Below are 18,568 nucleotides of genomic sequence, written 5' to 3'. Positions count from 1 at the left end.
AAAAGAGGCTGTTCCAAAAGAACAGCCTCTTTGTTTTTAACGGTCTGCTTTGTAATTTTGTATACATAAGAATAATTGTTATGTCATTCAAATCAGCCTTAATTAGTCCATCCGAACTTCGGGATACATTGACAAGAGATGCAAATGTGATCCTACTAGATTGTACCATCGATAAGGTCGGTCAATCCTTAAAAGATTCAAAATTAGAATTACTGCCAAATTCACTATTTTTTGATATCGAGGGGAAATTTTCAGACCATGCTGCTAAATTGCCCCATACCTTGGTCTCTGAACAAGTATTTGAGTCAGAGGCTCAAGCATTGGGAATTGATCAGAACAGCATTATTGTTTTATATGATAGGTGGGGTGTTTATTCCAGTCCACGTGCCTGGTGGATGTTTAAGGTAATGGGATTTGATCAGGTTTATATTTTAAATGGAGGAGTTCCTGCCTGGAAAAAAAACAAATTTGAACTAACAGACAATTATAATCAGCAGCACAAAACGGGAAATTTTAAAGCACAATTTCAAAAAAACCTTTACGCTGACAAAGAATATATCTTAGCACATTATAAAGCACCAGAAGTAAGTATTTTCGATGCTAGAAGTAAAGGAAGATTTATCGGCTTAGTTGCGGAACCCCGAAAAGGCCTTAATGGCGGGCATATTCCCCATTCTAAAAACCTGCCTTTCGAAGATTTGCTTGATGGTATTTATTACAAGCAAACTGACGAACTTAAGCAGCAATTTGATCAATTTAAAACAACAGGAAGTGAATACGTATTTTCCTGTGGTTCGGGGGTAACAGCCTCTATCCTCGCCTTTGCATCGTATATCTCAGGCCACGCAAACATACGTGTATACGATGGTTCCTGGTCTGAATGGGGCAGAGAAGAACTTAACCTACCAATAGAAAAATAATCAAAATAAAGTATTCCAGGAATAGAGCTTGTCCTCCAAACGAATTACTTCGGCATCCAGTAGATCACGGACAATCTCTATTCTTCTTTTTTCAGTTCCAAGGGTCAAACTTTCAATCAGATCGTGAAGACTTTTAGGTCCCAACAACAAGCTGTTTTTTATCTCTTCCTTAATTTTAGTTCGCTGGCTTTCTTTGTGTATACGCATTAAACAGAGATCACATACCTGGCAAAAACCCGCATTCTTTTCGCCAAAATAAAGCAGCAAGGACTGACTACGACAATGGGATTTTTCGATATAATCTATCATTCCATTGACCTGTTCCCCTTTGACCTGATGGCGGTCACGAATAAAGATATGATCGATATACAGGTGTTTGTAGTCCACACGATTTTGCAAAAACATAAGCTGTGGTGCATCCGTAGAGGGAAGGTAACTCGCAATTTCCAATGCTTCCAGTGATTTTAGCAGTTCTACCACCCGACCGTATGGAACTCCAAGCTTATTTGCAAATTCATATTCATTAATTAGTATATAATTCTCAAAAACCCCACCATAGGTACGTAAAATTGCCTTAATCAATTTATCATATTTCACATATTGTATCTGGACTTTATACAATTCTGTGCTATCAATTTCAAATTTGAAACGAGAAGGTATCGTTACTGCTTCTGACAATGTCAACCAACCATCACGTTCCAAAAATTTCAATGCATTCATGACTGGTACCAAAGGTAATTGATATTTTTTGGCAAACGTAACCACATCAAAATCCACCGTAAGACCTTCGCCTGCTCCATAGGGGATCTGGAAATGATTACACAAATAATGATAAGTCTGTTGAATGAAAGGGACATCCGGAAAACTGGCCTCCAATGTATCAACAAGCTTCTTTTCATCATTCTTTTGATAAAGAATAACTGGATAAGCTTTTTTACCATCACGTCCGGCCCTACCAGCTTCCTGGTAATAAGCTTCCAGCGAATCAGGCAGATCCAAGTGAATGACAAAACGAACATCGGGTTTATCGATTCCCATTCCAAAAGCATTTGTGGCAACGATAACACGAACAGCATTAGTCATCCAGCCATTCTGCTTTTGATCACGCTCCTGTCCGGGCAACCCTGCATGATAGTAGTCTGATGCTATTCCATTGTTGATTAAAATACGTGCTATTTCCTGCGTCTCTCTCCGATTTCGAACATACACGATACCTGATCCACCCAGTTTATGAATAACACGCACCATCCGTCCCATTTTGTCTTCTTCCTCAATAGCCATATAAGCTAAGTTATCTCGAAGAAAACTTTTGACAAATACATTTTCCGCTGGAAAATTTAGCTTCTGTTGTATATCAACAATAACCCGTTCAGTCGCGGTTGCTGTCAGCGCTAAAAATGGCACTTTAGGATGAAGCTCCTTCAGTTTCGCCAACTCCAGGTATGGCGGTCTAAAATCATAACCCCATTGAGAAATACAATGTGCTTCATCGATAGCGAACAGATTAACATTCATAAATCTGATCCGCTCCCTCACAAGATCATTATACAATCGTTCGGGAGATAGGTAAAGAAACTTTATTTTTCCATAGACACAATTATCCAAGGTAATATCCACTTCCCTCTTTTTCATCCCTGAATAGATAGCGACTGCCTGAATACCGTTTTTCTTCAGATGTTCTACTTGATCTTTCATCAGCGCAATCAGCGGTGTTACCACGATGCAGATTCCCTCCATCATCAATGCTGGCACCTGAAAACAAATGGATTTCCCCCCTCCTGTAGGTAGTAAAGCAAGTGTATCTTTACCAGAAATAACTGACTGAATAATTTCTTCCTGTAATGGTCGAAATGATTCAAAACCCCAATATTGCCTTAAGATTGATATACTATCTAAAGTCATAAGCTCTCCTTATCCCAAACATACGCAAAATTATCTTTTATGATATAACTCTTTATCCCCAAACTGTACAGCACAACCTGGGCTTGTAAGGATTTCTTCAAAGAATTGGAGCCATCAAGGATAACTTGCTTGGGTGAAATTATACGTACTGCAGCAGATAGTTTATGAATTGCATTCTTCCTAATAACCAATAGATCTGCTTGTGGTAACGCATCTTCAAAATACTCCATAACGACTACCTTTCCTATTGGTAGCTCTATTAAATAATTATTCCTTATAGCTTTACCATTTAATGGAATAAATTGAATATTGCCATCAGCAGTCAATACCTGGATTTCCCGACCGCAAGCATATTGCAGGGCTTTATGATTTAATGAATCAAAGGTGCTGTAAATTATAGCCCGTCTATTCTTAAAATAAGCTACTGTTAATTCATTTCTTGTATTGTACACACGAAATCGCTCCGTATTTTTATTTATCATCTGTTGGTTGATGTCTATGATCATGATCCCTGTTACACAAAGGAGCCCCAGATAGTGATACTTTTTGTCTTTCCATTGGTAAGCATATAAAAATGAAGAAATAGCCGCATATGAAAGAAAAAGGAGGCCATTGTCAATGATATTGATTTTGATAGTTGAAAAGGCCAAATGATCAATGGAATTCAGGCAATAAAGCATAAATCTGATTAAATTTTCTAGAAGATTTCCCAAGATCTCATTTAACCAATCAATAGGATTGATCGTCATCACAAAACCCAGATACATTGCTAAAGTTGAAGGGAAGTCAACTAATAGATTAGCCAGTAAAAAATAGGTAGGAAATTGTCCAAAATAATAGAGCGTAAGTGGTGTTGTCAAAATTTGTGCGGCTATAGAAATGCCAACAGTATCCCTAAAAAAACGCAACACAAGATTTTTTGCAACAATCATTTTTTCAAAAATTGGCAAAAATAATATCATGCCTAAAACCGCCAAAAATGAGAGCTGAAATCCCACATTCATAATCGCTCTAGGAGACAAGAGCAAAATAACTGTTGCGGCAGCCACCAGCGCATTTAAAGTTGAGCTATTTCGCTTAAAATACTGCGCTGATAAAACAAAGCTTATCATGATAGCAGCACGAGCAATAGGTGGATCTAACCCCGTAATAAAAGCATATAGCCAAATAGCTGAAAATGTTATTACAAAAGGTAACCAGTTCAACATTGGGCGCAAGGGGATATATCTAAACACAAGTGATAAAAATCCGAAAAGCACAGCTACATGCATTCCAGAAACGCTCAATACATGTATCGTTCCCGTATTTGTAAATGTTCTGATAGTTTCTTCATCAACGTCGCCACGAAAACCATATAACAAAGCAGCTGCAATGGAGAAGTATTCCTCCTTCTCAAAATAATGTCGCAGTTTTCTTAAAAAATATCCTCGTGTTTTTAATGCCATACCAGTGATATCGGTGGATTGCGAAGCTCCCTGTGCAATTAGGCCATAGTTATCTGCGCGCAAGAAAATTTGATGATAGATACCAGCTCTTTCCAAGTGTTCTTTATAGTCAAATTCGAGGGGGTTCAATGGCGGAGGTACGCTCAACATATTCCCCTTTAACCATATCTGATCGGCATATTGAAACTGGATTTTCGCTCTAGATTTTAAGGAGACTATGATCTTGCCAGTAGTTGCGATAAAACTTCCCTGACTATAACCGCCTATTACCTCAGCTGAGAATCGTATGATACCGGACTTAACTTTAGGTTCCTCAGTAATATCCACAACATAGCTATCCAACTCAAAATGCGAAAAATGATTTCTAACATAAAGTGGGTCGTTACGCCAAAACTGCCACGCAGCAAATAACAGGATCAGCATATAATATCCGATAAGATAGCTATATATAAAGAATCTTCCTTTGATCATATAGCAACAAAGGATTATTCCAGTTAACAGGAACAAGCTATATTGTAGGTATTGAAACCATACTGGTGAGAGCTTTAGCACTCGAGCTGTAAAGAGCCCAATAGCGTAAACAACCGTCAACTTTAATATAGGAATTCGTTCCAGCTTTTGATAAAAACTCAATTCCTTCATAATTGCCATCTCAATTGCAGCTTGATTTCGGACCTTCTGTTACCATCGCTTTCATCCAATCCTGTACCGATGACTTCTTTATCAGGGTAATAATAAACACCATACTTTGCCCATATATCAACATTATGGTTTATTCTATACCTTAAATTCAGATATGCACGCCAGCCTTTCATATTATACATTCCAAATCCGGAAGCATATAACACATCGTTCTCATAAGCATAAATCCGATTGTCATAAGTATCGGTTTGAAAATAGGCTATCCGTGAATTCAATTGAATTTTTCCGACATCAGGTTTCCAGAAGACATCCTGATAAAATAGATAGCCCAGACTATTATCCTCATATTCTTTCTGGAATAAATTAGCTTCAGCTCGGGAACGAATAGTCCAGATACGATTCAATTTATATTGAAACTCTATGCGTACCTGTTGTTTTGAGCTATTCGCCAGTCCTGATTCAGTTTGCCCCTCCCCCAAATAATCTGTCTGTTTTAGTCGATTTCTGTACCTCAACGTGAGTTGTCCCTTCTTATACCATATATAACTGAGTTGACTAAAAAAGTCCGCACCTACAGATCCGGTATCGGCCTGATATTTAGCCTCTGGGAAGCTAAATATATCGATGTAACTGGACCAAACTAACTTTCTTGCCAATTGATAGGTTAGTCCTGCATAAATTCCCTCTTCATTTGAGGTGTTACTCGATTCACCAAAACCTTGTCCATAAAAAGTATGGTAATTTTTCCTGTAATTTCGAACAAGAACAACAGTGGATACCCGTGGGTGTAAGCTGACAATTGACCCCAATAACATAGCCGATCCACCATCAAGGCTACTGGCGTATTCTCCAAATAGATGGGCATTTCGGAACGTATAGTTTGTATAGAGACTTATATTTTGCAGCACATCGCCTTCGAAATCATACTGCTGTCTTTTGCCGGTCCCTTTGAGCTTAATCGCATCCAATTGAGATTGATTGAAATTGACTCCTATTTTGAAACGATTGTATCGCCATAAAACATTCATTCCATAGGTCATTTGATGTGCAGCATTTCTATAGCGTTGCTCAGTTGCTGTTCGGTGTAATCCTGATTTCGCAATTGTCTTAATTACCTTAGATTCTATATTATCGACTACATTGGCGTCAATGTTCTGGTATGAAAAATATGGTGTGATCTCAAATCGCTGGAGCTGTAATGTTCCAGTAATTCCGCGCATAAAATTAACCTCATTTAATGAGGTGTATTGCCTCACTCCGATTCCCTGTCGGGCGGTATTCTGTATCAGCCCACCTTTACCAAAGCTCAAACCATTCCACATACTAAGTCCCTGACCAAATTGCAATGCATAATCTCCAATGACAAGGTTGCGAACTGGACCAATAGACTTAACGAATAGACTTATTCCATAAAAATCAAATCCCAATTTTTGCCTATCCTTAAAAAATGGCTCACCAGCATCCTTTTCCATATTGATTGCCAAGCGAATTTTATCTTTTAGATTAGCCCGATATCGAATGGCATATCGGTTGGGGTCCCCCAGGTACCGGGATCTTGTGGTATCTATAATTTGGTATCCTTTTGTTTTCTCTAGGGTACGTCCATATCGCAACATAACTTCGTGCGATAAATCATTGAATTTGCTTCCCGTAAATGGACTAGCCTCTCCGACTTTAACGAAAGGCAACAATAAGCTCACGATCCGAGTATTAAAGCCCTCAATGGACTGTATCTCTAGGACATTGATAAAGCTGCCAGAAACCTGACGATGCTCAATCAACCGCTGCAACAATAGAGGATCTATAAATTGTAATTCGATGAGTTCTGTCCCATCAGTCTTATTCAGATCAATTGGATTTTTTAGATAGTAGGTCCATTTTTCACTTAGTTCGCTTAAATCAGTGTCTTCGGGTAGTTCCTCCGATAAACTTTCAAATAGCTCTTCAAGGTTGATTTTTTCATTTGTTTGCGCTATACAGGTTATCCCAATAAAATAACCTATAAAGAGCAAAATTTTGCTACAATATTTCATAATAGGTTCTATTAAATATTGGCTATCCGTTGGTTGAAGAAGCACTTATCCCGGCAGAAAAATGGTTCCTCTGTATTAAGTTAGAAAATAAAATGGAATAAAAAAAGGTCTGATGAAATTTTCATCAGACCTTCTATTTCCGTTATAAAATTGTGCTTAGATATCAATTTTTGCGTAACGTGCATTTTTCTCAATAAACTCACGGCGAGGTGCAACTTCATCCCCCATTAACATCGAGAAAATACGGTCACATTCAGCTGCATTTTCAATAGTTACTTGACGCAAAGTACGCGTTTCAGGATTCATTGTTGTATCCCATAGTTGTTCCGCATTCATCTCACCGAGACCTTTATAGCGCTGTACATGTACACTATCTTCTTTACCTGTTCCCTTTAGGCGTTGGATCGCATTCATACGTTGGTCTTCATTCCAAGCATACTCATGTTCTTTACCTTTTTTCACAAGGTACAAAGGAGGAGTAGCAATGTACACATATCCTCTTTCGATCAATTCCTTCATATACCTGAAATAGAATGTCAGGATCAAAGTCGTAATGTGGGAACCATCCACATCGGCATCGGTCATGATAATAATACGATGGTAGCGTAATTTGTCAATATTCAACGCTTTGGCATCTTCAGCAGTACCAACGCTTACACCTAAAGCGGTAAACATATTTTTGATCTCTTCATTTTCATAGATCTTATGTTCCATTGCTTTTTCAACGTTCAGGATCTTACCCCTTAATGGCATAATGGCTTGGTGCTTCCGGTCACGGCCAGACTTCGCTGTACCGCCCGCAGAATCCCCCTCGACAAAATAAATCTCACATTTGGTAGGGTCATTATCTTGGCAGTCGGCCAATTTACCTGGAAGCCCTGAACCGCCCATGACAGTTTTGCGTTGTACCAGGTCACGTGCTTTACGCGCTGCTGCACGCGCTTGAGCAGCGATGACAACCTTTTGAACAATAGATTTTGCTTCACGTGGGTTTTCTTCAAGGTAAACACCTAAAATCTCACCAACAGCCACATCTACAGCTCCCATTACCTCAGAGTTACCTAACTTGGTTTTTGTCTGCCCTTCAAATTGAGGCTCTGCAACCTTCACCGAAATGACAGCAGTCAACCCCTCACGGAAATCATCACCTGTAATTTCGACTTTTAAGTTTTTAAGCAAACCTGATTTATCAGCATACGCTTTCAAGGTACGTGTCAAACCCCTACGGAAACCCGCTACGTGTGAACCACCCTCGATCGTGTTGATATTATTTACATAAGAATGGACATTCTCAGAATAAGTATCGTTATACTGCAAAGCCAACTCCACAGGAATACCTTGTTTAATTCCCTCTACATAGATTGGTTCAGGAATCAATGCTTGACGTGTGCCATCCAAGAATTTGACAAATTCTTTCAACCCACCTTCAGAATGGAAAGTTTCTTTCTTTTCTGATCCGTCTTCGTTGGTTTCACGCTCATCATCCAAAGTTAGGCTTACTCCTTTATTCAAAAATGCAAGCTCACGAAGTCGATTGGCCAAAGTATCGTAATTATATACCGTGGTCTGTGTGAATATTGTTGCATCCGGATGGAATGTTACAATTGTACCTGTCTTATCAGAGACACCAACTTCTTTTACATCATATAAAGGTTTACCGATTTGATACTCTTGTTGGTATACTTTTCCATCGCGGTGTACCTCAGCTTTCAAAAGTGTAGACAATGCGTTCACACAAGATACCCCCACACCGTGTAGACCTCCAGATACTTTGTATGTATCTTTGTCAAACTTACCACCAGCATGTAATACCGTCATAACGAGTTCCAACGCTGATTTATTCTCTTTTTTGTTGATTCCGGTAGGGATACCACGACCGTTATCCCGAACAGAAATTGAATTGTCTTTATGGATAGTAACAAAGATATCTGTACAGTACCCTGCTACAGCTTCGTCGATTGAATTGTCTACAACCTCGTATACCAAATGGTGTAATCCTTTTACACCGGTATCACCAATATACATGGATGGACGCTTACGAACCGCCTCTAAACCCTCTAATACCTGAATATTATCGGCCGAGTAGGTGGATGCATTTTTCTTTTCTTCGCTCATTGAAAAACTGTTAAATGTAATATTCAAAAATACGAAATTTTGGCCGATTTATCAAGTCTACGGTGAAGTATTAAACGGATAATCCGAAACAATCAAATGGTCGATAATTTTACTTTTTTATGCTTAAAAATTAGAATTTCGATTTTTTTATGTTAGGTTTGTTTCAGTATTAATTCGCAAATAATAAAAAAATGAACACTATATTTTCAATTGTATCGAAAGTTTCCTTTGGTCTTTTATTGGCTGGAACAATCGTATCATGTAATCAAGGTGCGAAAACGCAAAATGAACCTTCCAAAAATGATTCAAACGCTGTAAGCAAAGAAAGCCAAAGCAGTAATAAGGATAAAATAGTTTATTTAAATTCTGATTCACTTTCGGAAAAATATCAATATTTTAAAGACATCAAATCAAAGCTTGAAAACAAAGTAAAAAAAGCGCAAGCTGATCTTCAAGCTAAAAGTGCTGCGTTTCAACGTGAGGTTGCTGACTATCAAAAAAATGCTGCTACAATGTCTGCTGCAGATAGACAAGCTACCGAACAAAAATTAGCGCGTAAACAAGATGAGTTGGCAAGATTGGATCAGACGGCTTCTTCATCCCTCGCTAAAGATGAGTCAGAAGAATTCAACAACGTGTATAATAAAATCACTGAGTTTTTGAAAAAACATGCTGCAGATAACGGTTATAAACTTGTACTGACTTATTCTAAATCCAACCCTACTGTATTATATGCTGATCCTTCTCTGGAAATCACCAATGAAGTAATCAAACAGTTAAATGACGAATACAAATCTTCCAACAAATAAGAAGACTAAAATAAATATCAAAAAAGCCATCATACCATTTGATGGCTTTTTTGATATTTATTAAGCTTCCAAGCCTGCCAATTAAAAATTAAACCTCAATTATCACCTTTCTGCAGGTATTGGCAACAAACAAAATTGTTTAGTATCTTGTCTTTGTATAAATTAGATTTATGATCAAAACGATTGTTGAAAAAGAAATCGCAAATTACGAATGGATTGATATCTCCGAGCCTACCTCAGAAGATTTTGCGTTCATCAAGGAAAGATATAATCTAAATGATGCCTCCATCAAGGATTCCAAGGAACCGGATCATCTCCCTAAAATTGAAGAATTTGAAAACTACACGTTTGTTATTCTCCGGGTCATGTCTGATAATTTCAAAGAGAATTCGGACAGTATAGGCGAAGTAACAGATCGCCTAACGATTTTCTATGGGAGCAATTTTGTAATCACTGTACATAAACGCCGTATTGAGTTTTTAGAGAAGCTCAAAAACATTGAGTTTACGAGCATAAAGACTAAAAATAGTCGAAAACTGGCTGTATTTATTACTACAGCTGCGGTTTTCACTTTCAGTAAAACATTGGAACAACTGTCAACACGTATCGATTCTTATGAGGAACTGATTTTTTTGAAACGTATGAAGCAACAACCTGTACTGAAAAATCTATATTTCATTAAACGGCAAATAGATGTCGCCAGAAAGGTTATTTTCTTGTATAAGGAGGTCATCGAACATTTTCATTCATCCTCCAAAAAAGACGTGTACACACGAGACTTAAAAGATCTTCAAATACGCACCTCGACATTGTATGAAAACTTATCTGAGAATGTTGCGCAATTATTGAACGTATTCTTTAATATATCATCAAATCACACGAACGAAATCATGCGTATTTTGACGATTTTCTCAGTCTTTTTTATGCCGATTACATTTGTGGCTGGAGTATATGGAATGAATTTTAAAAATATGCCAGAACTGGAATGGTATTATGGTTACCCCATTGCTATGGCAATCATGGTTGCTATTTCGATGGCCATTTACTTCTGGTTCAAAAGAAAAGGTTGGCTATAAGCCAACCTTTTTCTTTGTCATTACCACAAAGTCTTTCAGATAGAAAGGCTCAAAATAGGCAACATCCTCGAATTCTTTATTTTGAAATTTGTCAAACGCCAACTGCGATAAAAACGCAGCCGAATCTTTAAACCCCAACTGCACATTCACCCGATCGTTCGTCTCAAACAATGTATCAAATTTATCAGCACCTGAGCCAAATAGATTAACACGATTGTATTTAGTCAACAGTTCTTCATAATAATCAGCGTCAATGATCTCTGCCGAAGTAGGTTTTACAAGTCCACGCTTATGGTCATATACTGCAGAATATACTTCCATGCGGCGCGCATCTAGCATTGGTATAAAAGCTTCACCTTCCTGTAATCCAAATTGCTCTTGATATCCAAAAAACAATGCTTCAAGCGTATTGATTGCAATCAAAGGTATATCTAAACCATAACAAAGACCTTTTGCTGTAGACACCCCAATACGCAGCCCTGTATAAGATCCTGGTCCCATGCTCACCGCTATCGCTATCAGTTCTTTCATAGAACGTTTTGTTTCACATAAAATTTGTTCGATCAAAACAGTCACCTTGGCCGCATGCGCATTAGGTTCATCAAGATCTATCACAGCCAATGTCTGTCCATTTTCACTTAAGGCAACCGAACAAACGGTGGTTGAGGTATCAATTTGTAAAATTAAATTATTCATCGTTTATATTGAGATCAAGGTACAGGATCATGGCCATGGCCGCCCCAGGGATTACAACGTCCAATTCGCTTCAAGGCCATCCAGCCCCCTTTAAAAGGTCCATATTTTAGAATAGCCTCCTTGCCATATTGAGAACAAGTAGGTGTATACCGGCAATTGGCCCCCAAGAATGGTGAAATAAATAGTTGATAGAAACGAATAATAGCTAAGAAAATAAAACTAAAGAAAGGTTTAATTCCCTTTTTCCAAATAAGCATCAGCACATTCATCCTGTAATTTTTTCAGCATTTTATTCATCGCGGTATGGAACACATCATATGCTAAGATCTGTTTGCCCACGTACTGAATAGCTAAATACAAAGTTACATTATGTTTTAACAAAAAAGGAATCAAATCATTCGATTTCTGGAGACGATAGCCTTCACGCATCATACGTTTTATCGCATTGCGATCTACTGCTCTTTTGAACCTACGTTTGGAAACGGATATAATAGACTGACAGGGGGGAATATTTTCAGTCTCATTGTTTTTTTCAAATACAAAAACAATTCTAAAAGGGTACAAAACAAAAGAAGAACCGCTTTTAAAAAGCGCATCAATACGCCTTTTCGCACATAACCGTTCTTCTTTTGTAAATGTATTTCTCATACGATGACTTAATCTTATCAGAAAAATCTCTTATAAGCGGCCACCGATCCTTGTCAAAGATTAACCTTTGTGACGGTATTCGTCAGACACTGTAAGACGTTTTCTACCTTTAGCTCTACGTGAAGCTAATACTCTTCTACCGTTTGCAGAGCTCATGCGCTCTCTAAAACCGTGTTTGTTTCTTCTTTTTCTTTGCGATGGCTGAAATGTTCTTTTCATGACGCTATTATGCTAATTTGTTCTTACTTCAATTAATACAAAACTCCCCAAGAGGAATGCAAAAGTAAAGTTTATTTTAGACAAAAACAAACAATATTGAGAACATTTAGACTTTAAGTAAAAAGTCATCTCTAATTTATTCAGTGACAGCCTAAAAAACCAATTTACAAATTGCACAAGAATAAAAAACAGAGAAGTGGTACTCCTCTGTTTTATTCGAAATCAAATAAAAATTTGAAATTATTTAGTTTTCAGAATATCTCTGATCTCAGTCAACAATGTTTCTTCTTTTGTCGGTGCAGCTGGAGCGGCAGGAGCAGCCTCCTCTTTACGTTTTAGCGAATTTAATGCTTTAATGACAGTGAAAATACATAATGCAACAATTATAAACTGGATGACCACATTGATAAAATTCCCATAGTTAATAGAAACTTCAGCTTGTTTTGTGGCCTCGTCAGCAACTTTAAGTATAATTTTCTTGGATGCAAAATCTACGCCACCTGTTAAATAACCTATGGGTGGCATGATAATATCGTCAACCAATGAGGTAACAATTTTACCAAATGCCCCACCGATAACAACACCGACAGCCAAATCAACAACGCTACCGCGCATTGCGAACTCTTTAAATTCTTTTAAAAATCCCATATTAAAACCATTTAATCTTTTAAAATTTTACCAAAACTAGTAATTGTCACATAAATCTAATTAAAATAAACCACTTTTTTATCGCGAGTCTTTTATTGTCCTATATTTTTTTATCTTAAATCCTATTTTTAAAATTATGACCTAAAACGATATGCTCAAGTTTTTTATTAACTTAATTTGCTATATTTGCTCGTTAACTAGGGCAAAATATCAAGATATATTGTATATTGATAGTACTTTAAATTTCGTACGGTAATTAAAGCCCAGAATAATATAAAGTATCTATGAAGAAGATTCTTATTGCAGACGACCACGGTATTGTACGACTCGGAGCTTCCGTTATTATTAAGGAGACCCTTAAAAAAGCAGAAATATTTCAAGCCGAAAATTTTGACGAGGTACTAGAAAAGATAAAACTGGAAGATTTCGACCTATTATTACTGGACATCAATATGCCCGGAGGAAATAATATTAGAGTTGTTGAAGAAATCCTACAGATTCAACCTACTATCAAAATTCTAATTTTCTCATCTTATGATGAATCATTATATGCTTTACGCTATATTGAAGCTGGAGCAGTAGGCTATCTCAATAAAACTACCGCGATGGCAGAATTGAGTCACGCTATATTAGCTATCCAAGAGAGAGGTAAGTATATGTCAAGCAATGTACAGGATTTATATGTTCAAAAATTGACTCAGAGTAAATCCGAGCTTACGAAATTGAATCCATTGGCACGCTTGTCAAACAGAGAGGTGGATGTGGCAAAACAACTGATCAAAGGTCTAGGAATCATTGAAGTATCGGGCCTACTCGAGCTGAGCCCATCAACTGTAAGCACCTATAAAAGCAGAATATTTGAAAAATTAAATGTTTCCAATATTCCTGAGCTAATTGAACTTTTCAGAATACACTCCAACAATTAAAATGTTGTTGGAGTGTATCTTCTTTAGATTAGATCATCCATTGTAATAACTGGAATATCTTTCACATTGATATCTTTTAGAGGTTCAGATTTTTTATAAGCGTAACCTACCTCAGCTTCCAAATCCCATAACATAGGGGCTAAGAAATTAAGACAAGTCGTAAATCCCTGTACTGTTGCCGAAAAATCTCCTGTATCTTTTGAATTTTTCGCCTCATTTTCAATTTCAAATGGCCCTTTGAATCCACGTTCCTGAAGTAGATCAACAAAACCACGCCAATCCATGCTATCTGATCCACCAAATCCAGGAAGCATCGCTTCATAGTGATGTCTATCCCAGTCATGCCCCGGAATACTCACATTTGCTTTTTTTGCTAGTTCAGCATCGACATGTTGCATAGGATACATTCCGCCCCAATCTACACGAGCAGTTGTCTGTAGGTTACGTGTGGTTTTCACATGTATACGCTGCAATCGACTGATATCAGTATTACGAATGACGTCAATTGGGTTTGTATTTTGCCAAACATCATGTGAAGGATCGTAAATTTCACCATGTGCTTTACTAGGTATCATTGCATACATCAATTTACGTGCTGCCAAGACTCCTGGTAAGTTGTTGTAGGTAGAACTATACCTTGAAGAACGCCAGCCCTCCATAGGACAGTTTTCATATAATATTGTTACCCCAAGACTCTCAGCGTAATTCACAATTGGTGCAAATACGCGCTTATATTCATCTAGGTTTTTCTGAAATCCATCGAGCTGATTTCCCAATTCGTGATTATAACCGACGAAAGTACCAACTTTGATATTATTCTCATCACCACCCAGCAAATGGGCAATCCGGATCAATTTTAATAGGTGATTCTGATTTTTCACACGTTGCTCGGGATCTCCTCCAATCATATTCTCAAAGGCTCCAAGTGAAAGCTTTAAATCGGCTTGATTAAACAATTCTAGCGTCTCTTTAGCTTTTACTGGTGTAAATCCCTCATAGTCCAAATGTGTAGCTGTATGATCCTCACGCGTGCCATCTTTTCTAAAAACACAAAGGTCAATTCCACCCGCGCCAATTCTTTTTGTAGTTTGAATCAATTCTGGTAGTGACAATTTATCAAAGGCAGAACTCATCACCCATACAGGGTTATTTAATTTTGTAGTCATAGCTTGTATAATTGTAATATATCGGTATTTAAAGATACTAAAAAAGCCATCCGATTGGATGGCTTTTTTAGTATTTTATGTCAATTCAATTAATCTACATTGTCGTGTAAAAAGGAATTATTTGGTCGAATCTCGGTATTGCCATCTTCAAATGACAATGTAAAGCGAGAGACTTGTGACTGCGAAGAATGCGGTGTATCCTCCAATGACATCTGCTTTCTTTTGTAAGCTGGCTCATTTTCCAACTCATGAAGACCATTCGAAGATTTCAATTTCATGCTTAGTTCTTTCAAGCGTAGAATACGCTCTTTGGTACGTACCAATTGATCCTCAAACGATACCTGCTCTTCTTCTACCTGCGGAACTTCTATTTGTTCATTTGTTGTACTTGAGGAGAAAGTTGGTTTTTCCTCATAGTCTGATGCAGATGGAGCCGAATAGGAATCGAATACTGTTGGCATTTGAAACTGAAAAACAGAAGGTGAAGTTTTCAATTGAAAATCACTTTCAGCAAATGGAGTTTCCTCTTCATAAGCGCCATCAAACCCCAAATCATGACGTATTACCTGTGGTTCTTCAATCACTACTTGCTGTTGTTGCACAACATTTTTGGGAGAAGTAAATAAGTCAGACTGCAGATTATTTGGCGTCGAAGTATTTGTTGAAGGAGCTGGTGTATCCACACGTTGAACCGGAGTGACAAAACTATTGGCAACTGGCGCTTCTTTTGGAGCCACCTGAGAAACAGGTTTAACAAAAGAATTTACCGGTTCAGGTGTCAAGGGCATAGATACTTTTGTATTTTCGCGCTCTTTATCACGTTCTTCCGAAGTCTGAAAACCTGTTGCGATAATTGTTACTGACAATTCATCTTCAAAGTTTTCGTCAATACAATTACCCCAGATCAAATCGGCAGACAAGCCTGCTTTTTCTTGGATATAATCTGTAATGATTGCAACTTCATCCATAGTTACCTCTTTTGTTCCAGAAGTAATATTCAATAAAATATAACGAGCTCCTTCGATCTCATTGTCTTTCAACAATGGGGAAGCCAAAGCACCTTCTACTGCACGTAATGCACGATCTTCGCCTTCGGCAATCGCATTACCCATAATCGCTACACCACTATCGTTCATAACTGTACGAACATCTTTAAAATCGACGTTTACATAACCAGGGATAGTGATAATTTCGGCGATACCTTTTGCAGCAGTGGTCAATATGTCATCTGCCTTTGCGAAAGCTGCTGTCATCGTTAGATTTCCAAAGATTTCGCGCAAGCGATCATTGGAGATAACAAGATAAGAGTCTACATATTTACGCAATTCCGAAAGTCCCTCTTCCGCCTGTGAGCGACGACGTTTACCTTCGAATGTAAATGGTGTGGTAATGATCGCAACAGTAAGAATGCCCAATTCCTTAGCGGCCTTAGCCAAAACGGGGCTTGCTCCAGTACCTGTACCACCGCCCATACCAGCAGTAATAAACAACATTTTGGTATTGGTGCCCAACATGCGTTTGATATCTTCAATACTTTCGATAGCCGAATTTTCACCTACATCAGGATCTGCTCCAGCACCCATACCTTCGGTTAGACTTATTCCCAATTGAACTTTATTTGGGATCGGGCTTAATTCCAATGCTTGCGCATCAGTATTACACACGATAAAATCTACACCACTAATTCCTTGTTTATACATGTGGTTTACGGCATTGCCGCCACCACCACCAACCCCAATAACCTTGATTATTGAAGATTGCTCTTTTAACATTTCAAACTGTATTGACATAACTTATCCCTATTTAACTTATAATGAACACGATATCAAAAATGAACCAAACCCACTATATGTAATGTAATAATAATATAATTTCAACAAAAGTTTTCCACATTTGTGAAATTGTGGAAAACTTCAATCATTGTGGAAAACTTACTTTTTATCTAAAAAACTTGCGTCATCAATTTCGTTACCATCCTTAATAAATCGCTTGAACCATGATAACAATCCTTGCTCTTTCTGCTGTTGTTCCGAAACTTCCTTCGTCGTCGTGGTCGCCTGCACTTTTTTAGCAGGAGCATGCACTTCTCTACGACTATCTTCCTCTTCTTCATGCGATTGAATACCCTTGATCAACAAACCAATACTTGTTGCGTATAACGGGCTTTTCAATTCTTCAAATAGTGGTTTCGGTAATACTTCATTCTTCGAAAGATACTCGTTAGGAAAACCGACACGACAATCTATTCCGGTGATGTACTCAACAAGTTGTACCAAATGCTTCAATTGAGCTCCACCTCCTGTGATAACGATACCGCCTATCAATTTATTTTCATAACCAGAAGATTTGATCTCGTAATACACGTGCTCGATAATCTCTTCCATTCTAGCTTGAATAATATAAGCTAAGTTTTTAACCGAAATTTCTTTCGGCTCACGACCTTTCAGCCCCGGAACACAAATCACCTCATTTTCTTTATTTTCATCTGCAAGAGCAGATCCAAATCGAGTTTTCAGCAATTCCGCCTGCGAACGCAATACAGAACAACCTTGGCGAATATCTTCGGTCACAATATTACCGCCCAATGGGATTACAGCAGTATGACGAATAATTCCTTCATGGAAGATTGCAACATCTGTCGTTCCACCACCAATATCAACTAATACAACACCAGCATTTTTTTCATCTTCATCCAATACAGCTTCTGAAGATGCCAAAGGCTCAAGGATCAGTTCAGCAACTTCCAGGTTGGAATTATCAATACATTTTTTAATATTTTTGATATCGGTAACTCTTCCCGAAATAATATGGAAATTTGCTTCTATACGACGTCCAGCCATGCCGATAGGTTCGCGGATACCCGGTTCATTATCCACCGTAAACTCCTGAGGTAAAACATGTATAATTTCTTCTCCTGGAGGCAGTACCAGTTTATACATATCCGAAATCAATCGTTCGATATCTCTTCGAATGATTTCATCATCACCATCTGTTTTGGTAAATATTCCACGGTGTTGGATGCTCTTAATGTGCTGACCAGCGATCCCCACATTGACAACCTTAATATCGACATTAGATTGTGCTTCGGCAATTTCTACCGCCTCCAAAATACTTCCCACAGTTTTTTGGATATTGGCAACCACTCCTCGGCTCACACCCGCAGAGTCGGCTTTGCCCACACCTAATAATTCGATTTTGTTCCCTGAGCTACGTCTCCCAACCGTAACACAAATTTTGGTAGTACCAATATCGAGTCCCACGATAATTGGATTCTCTCTTTCAATTTCTGCTGCCTTTGAGTTCATAATTTCCTGTATTGTTGC

General features: G+C 38.0%; 16 protein-coding genes. 4 read left to right on the top strand and 12 right to left on the bottom strand.

Annotated elements, in window-relative coordinates; all coding sequences use genetic code 11:
• Nucleotides 1-80 precede the first annotated feature (80 nt).
• Nucleotides 81-920: a sulfurtransferase gene (locus M2408_RS23530; protein ID WP_259187031.1), complete on the top strand. Its 840-nt coding sequence runs from the start codon at nt 81-83 to the stop codon at nt 918-920.
• Here M2408_RS23530 and M2408_RS23525 read toward each other — a convergent pair whose 3' ends face one another.
• From M2408_RS23525 to gyrB, 4 genes are all read right to left on the bottom strand, one after another.
• Nucleotides 921-2,822 carry an ATP-dependent DNA helicase RecQ gene (locus M2408_RS23525; RefSeq protein ID WP_259187030.1) on the bottom strand — a complete coding sequence of 634 codons (1,902 nt, stop codon included), beginning with the start codon at nt 2,820-2,822 and terminating at the stop codon, nt 921-923.
• The gene (locus tag M2408_RS23520; RefSeq protein ID WP_259187192.1) at nt 2,819-4,909 is read right to left on the bottom strand and encodes a ComEC/Rec2 family competence protein; all 2,091 of its coding nucleotides are present in this window, start codon (nt 4,907-4,909) and stop codon (nt 2,819-2,821) included. Before M2408_RS23520 ends, M2408_RS23525 begins: the two co-directional genes overlap by 4 nt.
• Complete coding sequence (locus M2408_RS23515; protein ID WP_259187029.1) at nt 4,906-6,942, bottom strand: helix-hairpin-helix domain-containing protein; 2,037 nt, start codon at nt 6,940-6,942, stop codon at nt 4,906-4,908. Before M2408_RS23515 ends, M2408_RS23520 begins: the two co-directional genes overlap by 4 nt.
• A gap of 156 nt (nt 6,943-7,098) precedes the next feature.
• Complete coding sequence (gyrB, locus tag M2408_RS23510) at nt 7,099-9,057, bottom strand: DNA topoisomerase (ATP-hydrolyzing) subunit B (protein WP_259187028.1); 1,959 nt, start codon at nt 9,055-9,057, stop codon at nt 7,099-7,101.
• A gap of 191 nt (nt 9,058-9,248) precedes the next feature.
• Between gyrB and M2408_RS23505 the strand changes: the two genes are divergently transcribed.
• Nucleotides 9,249-9,866, top strand: coding sequence for an OmpH family outer membrane protein (locus tag M2408_RS23505; RefSeq protein WP_259187027.1), 618 nt, complete (start codon nt 9,249-9,251; stop codon nt 9,864-9,866).
• Between the two features lie 170 nt (nt 9,867-10,036).
• Nucleotides 10,037-10,942, top strand: a complete 906-nt coding sequence (locus M2408_RS23500) for a CorA family divalent cation transporter (RefSeq protein ID WP_259187026.1) — start codon at nt 10,037-10,039, stop codon at nt 10,940-10,942.
• Here M2408_RS23500 and tsaB read toward each other — a convergent pair.
• The 5 genes from tsaB to mscL form a co-directional block, all read right to left on the bottom strand.
• Entirely contained in the window at nt 10,937-11,638 is a 702-nt protein-coding gene (tsaB, locus tag M2408_RS23495; protein WP_259187025.1) for a tRNA (adenosine(37)-N6)-threonylcarbamoyltransferase complex dimerization subunit type 1 TsaB, read from the bottom strand. The genes M2408_RS23500 and tsaB overlap by 6 nt on opposite strands.
• Before the next feature lie 14 nt (nt 11,639-11,652).
• Entirely contained in the window at nt 11,653-11,907 is a 255-nt protein-coding gene (yidD, locus tag M2408_RS23490; protein WP_120259592.1) for a membrane protein insertion efficiency factor YidD, read from the bottom strand.
• The gene (locus M2408_RS23485; RefSeq protein WP_259187024.1) at nt 11,870-12,286 is read right to left on the bottom strand and encodes a ribonuclease P protein component; all 417 of its coding nucleotides are present in this window, start codon (nt 12,284-12,286) and stop codon (nt 11,870-11,872) included. Before M2408_RS23485 ends, yidD begins: the two co-directional genes overlap by 38 nt.
• Nucleotides 12,287-12,346: 60 nt before the next feature.
• Nucleotides 12,347-12,505, bottom strand: coding sequence for a 50S ribosomal protein L34 (rpmH, locus tag M2408_RS23480; protein WP_075991291.1), 159 nt, complete (start codon nt 12,503-12,505; stop codon nt 12,347-12,349).
• A 240-nt stretch (nt 12,506-12,745) separates the two neighbouring features.
• Nucleotides 12,746-13,153: a large-conductance mechanosensitive channel protein MscL gene (mscL, locus tag M2408_RS23475; RefSeq protein ID WP_120259590.1), complete on the bottom strand. Its 408-nt coding sequence runs from the start codon at nt 13,151-13,153 to the stop codon at nt 12,746-12,748.
• A 284-nt stretch (nt 13,154-13,437) separates the two neighbouring features.
• Between mscL and M2408_RS23470 the strand changes: the two genes are divergently transcribed.
• Nucleotides 13,438-14,079, top strand: a complete 642-nt coding sequence (locus tag M2408_RS23470) for a response regulator transcription factor (protein ID WP_120259589.1) — start codon at nt 13,438-13,440, stop codon at nt 14,077-14,079.
• Between the two features lie 23 nt (nt 14,080-14,102).
• Here the strand turns inward: M2408_RS23470 and M2408_RS23465 are convergent, their stop codons facing one another.
• The 3 genes from M2408_RS23465 to ftsA form a co-directional block, all read right to left on the bottom strand.
• Entirely contained in the window at nt 14,103-15,245 is a 1,143-nt protein-coding gene (locus tag M2408_RS23465; protein WP_259187022.1) for a sugar phosphate isomerase/epimerase, read from the bottom strand.
• 89 nt (nt 15,246-15,334) lie between these two features.
• Entirely contained in the window at nt 15,335-17,035 is a 1,701-nt protein-coding gene (ftsZ, locus tag M2408_RS23460; RefSeq protein WP_259187021.1) for a cell division protein FtsZ, read from the bottom strand.
• A gap of 141 nt (nt 17,036-17,176) precedes the next feature.
• Nucleotides 17,177-18,550, bottom strand: a complete 1,374-nt coding sequence (gene ftsA, locus M2408_RS23455) for a cell division protein FtsA (protein ID WP_223580597.1) — start codon at nt 18,548-18,550, stop codon at nt 17,177-17,179.
• Nucleotides 18,551-18,568: the final 18 nt, after the last annotated feature.

Source organism: Sphingobacterium sp. BIGb0165 (genome assembly GCF_024810095.1).
GTDB classification, from domain to species: Bacteria; Bacteroidota; Bacteroidia; order Sphingobacteriales; family Sphingobacteriaceae; genus Sphingobacterium; species Sphingobacterium detergens.
The sequence above is the reverse complement of the archived record's forward strand: the minus strand, read 5'-3'. Positions and strand labels throughout refer to the sequence as shown.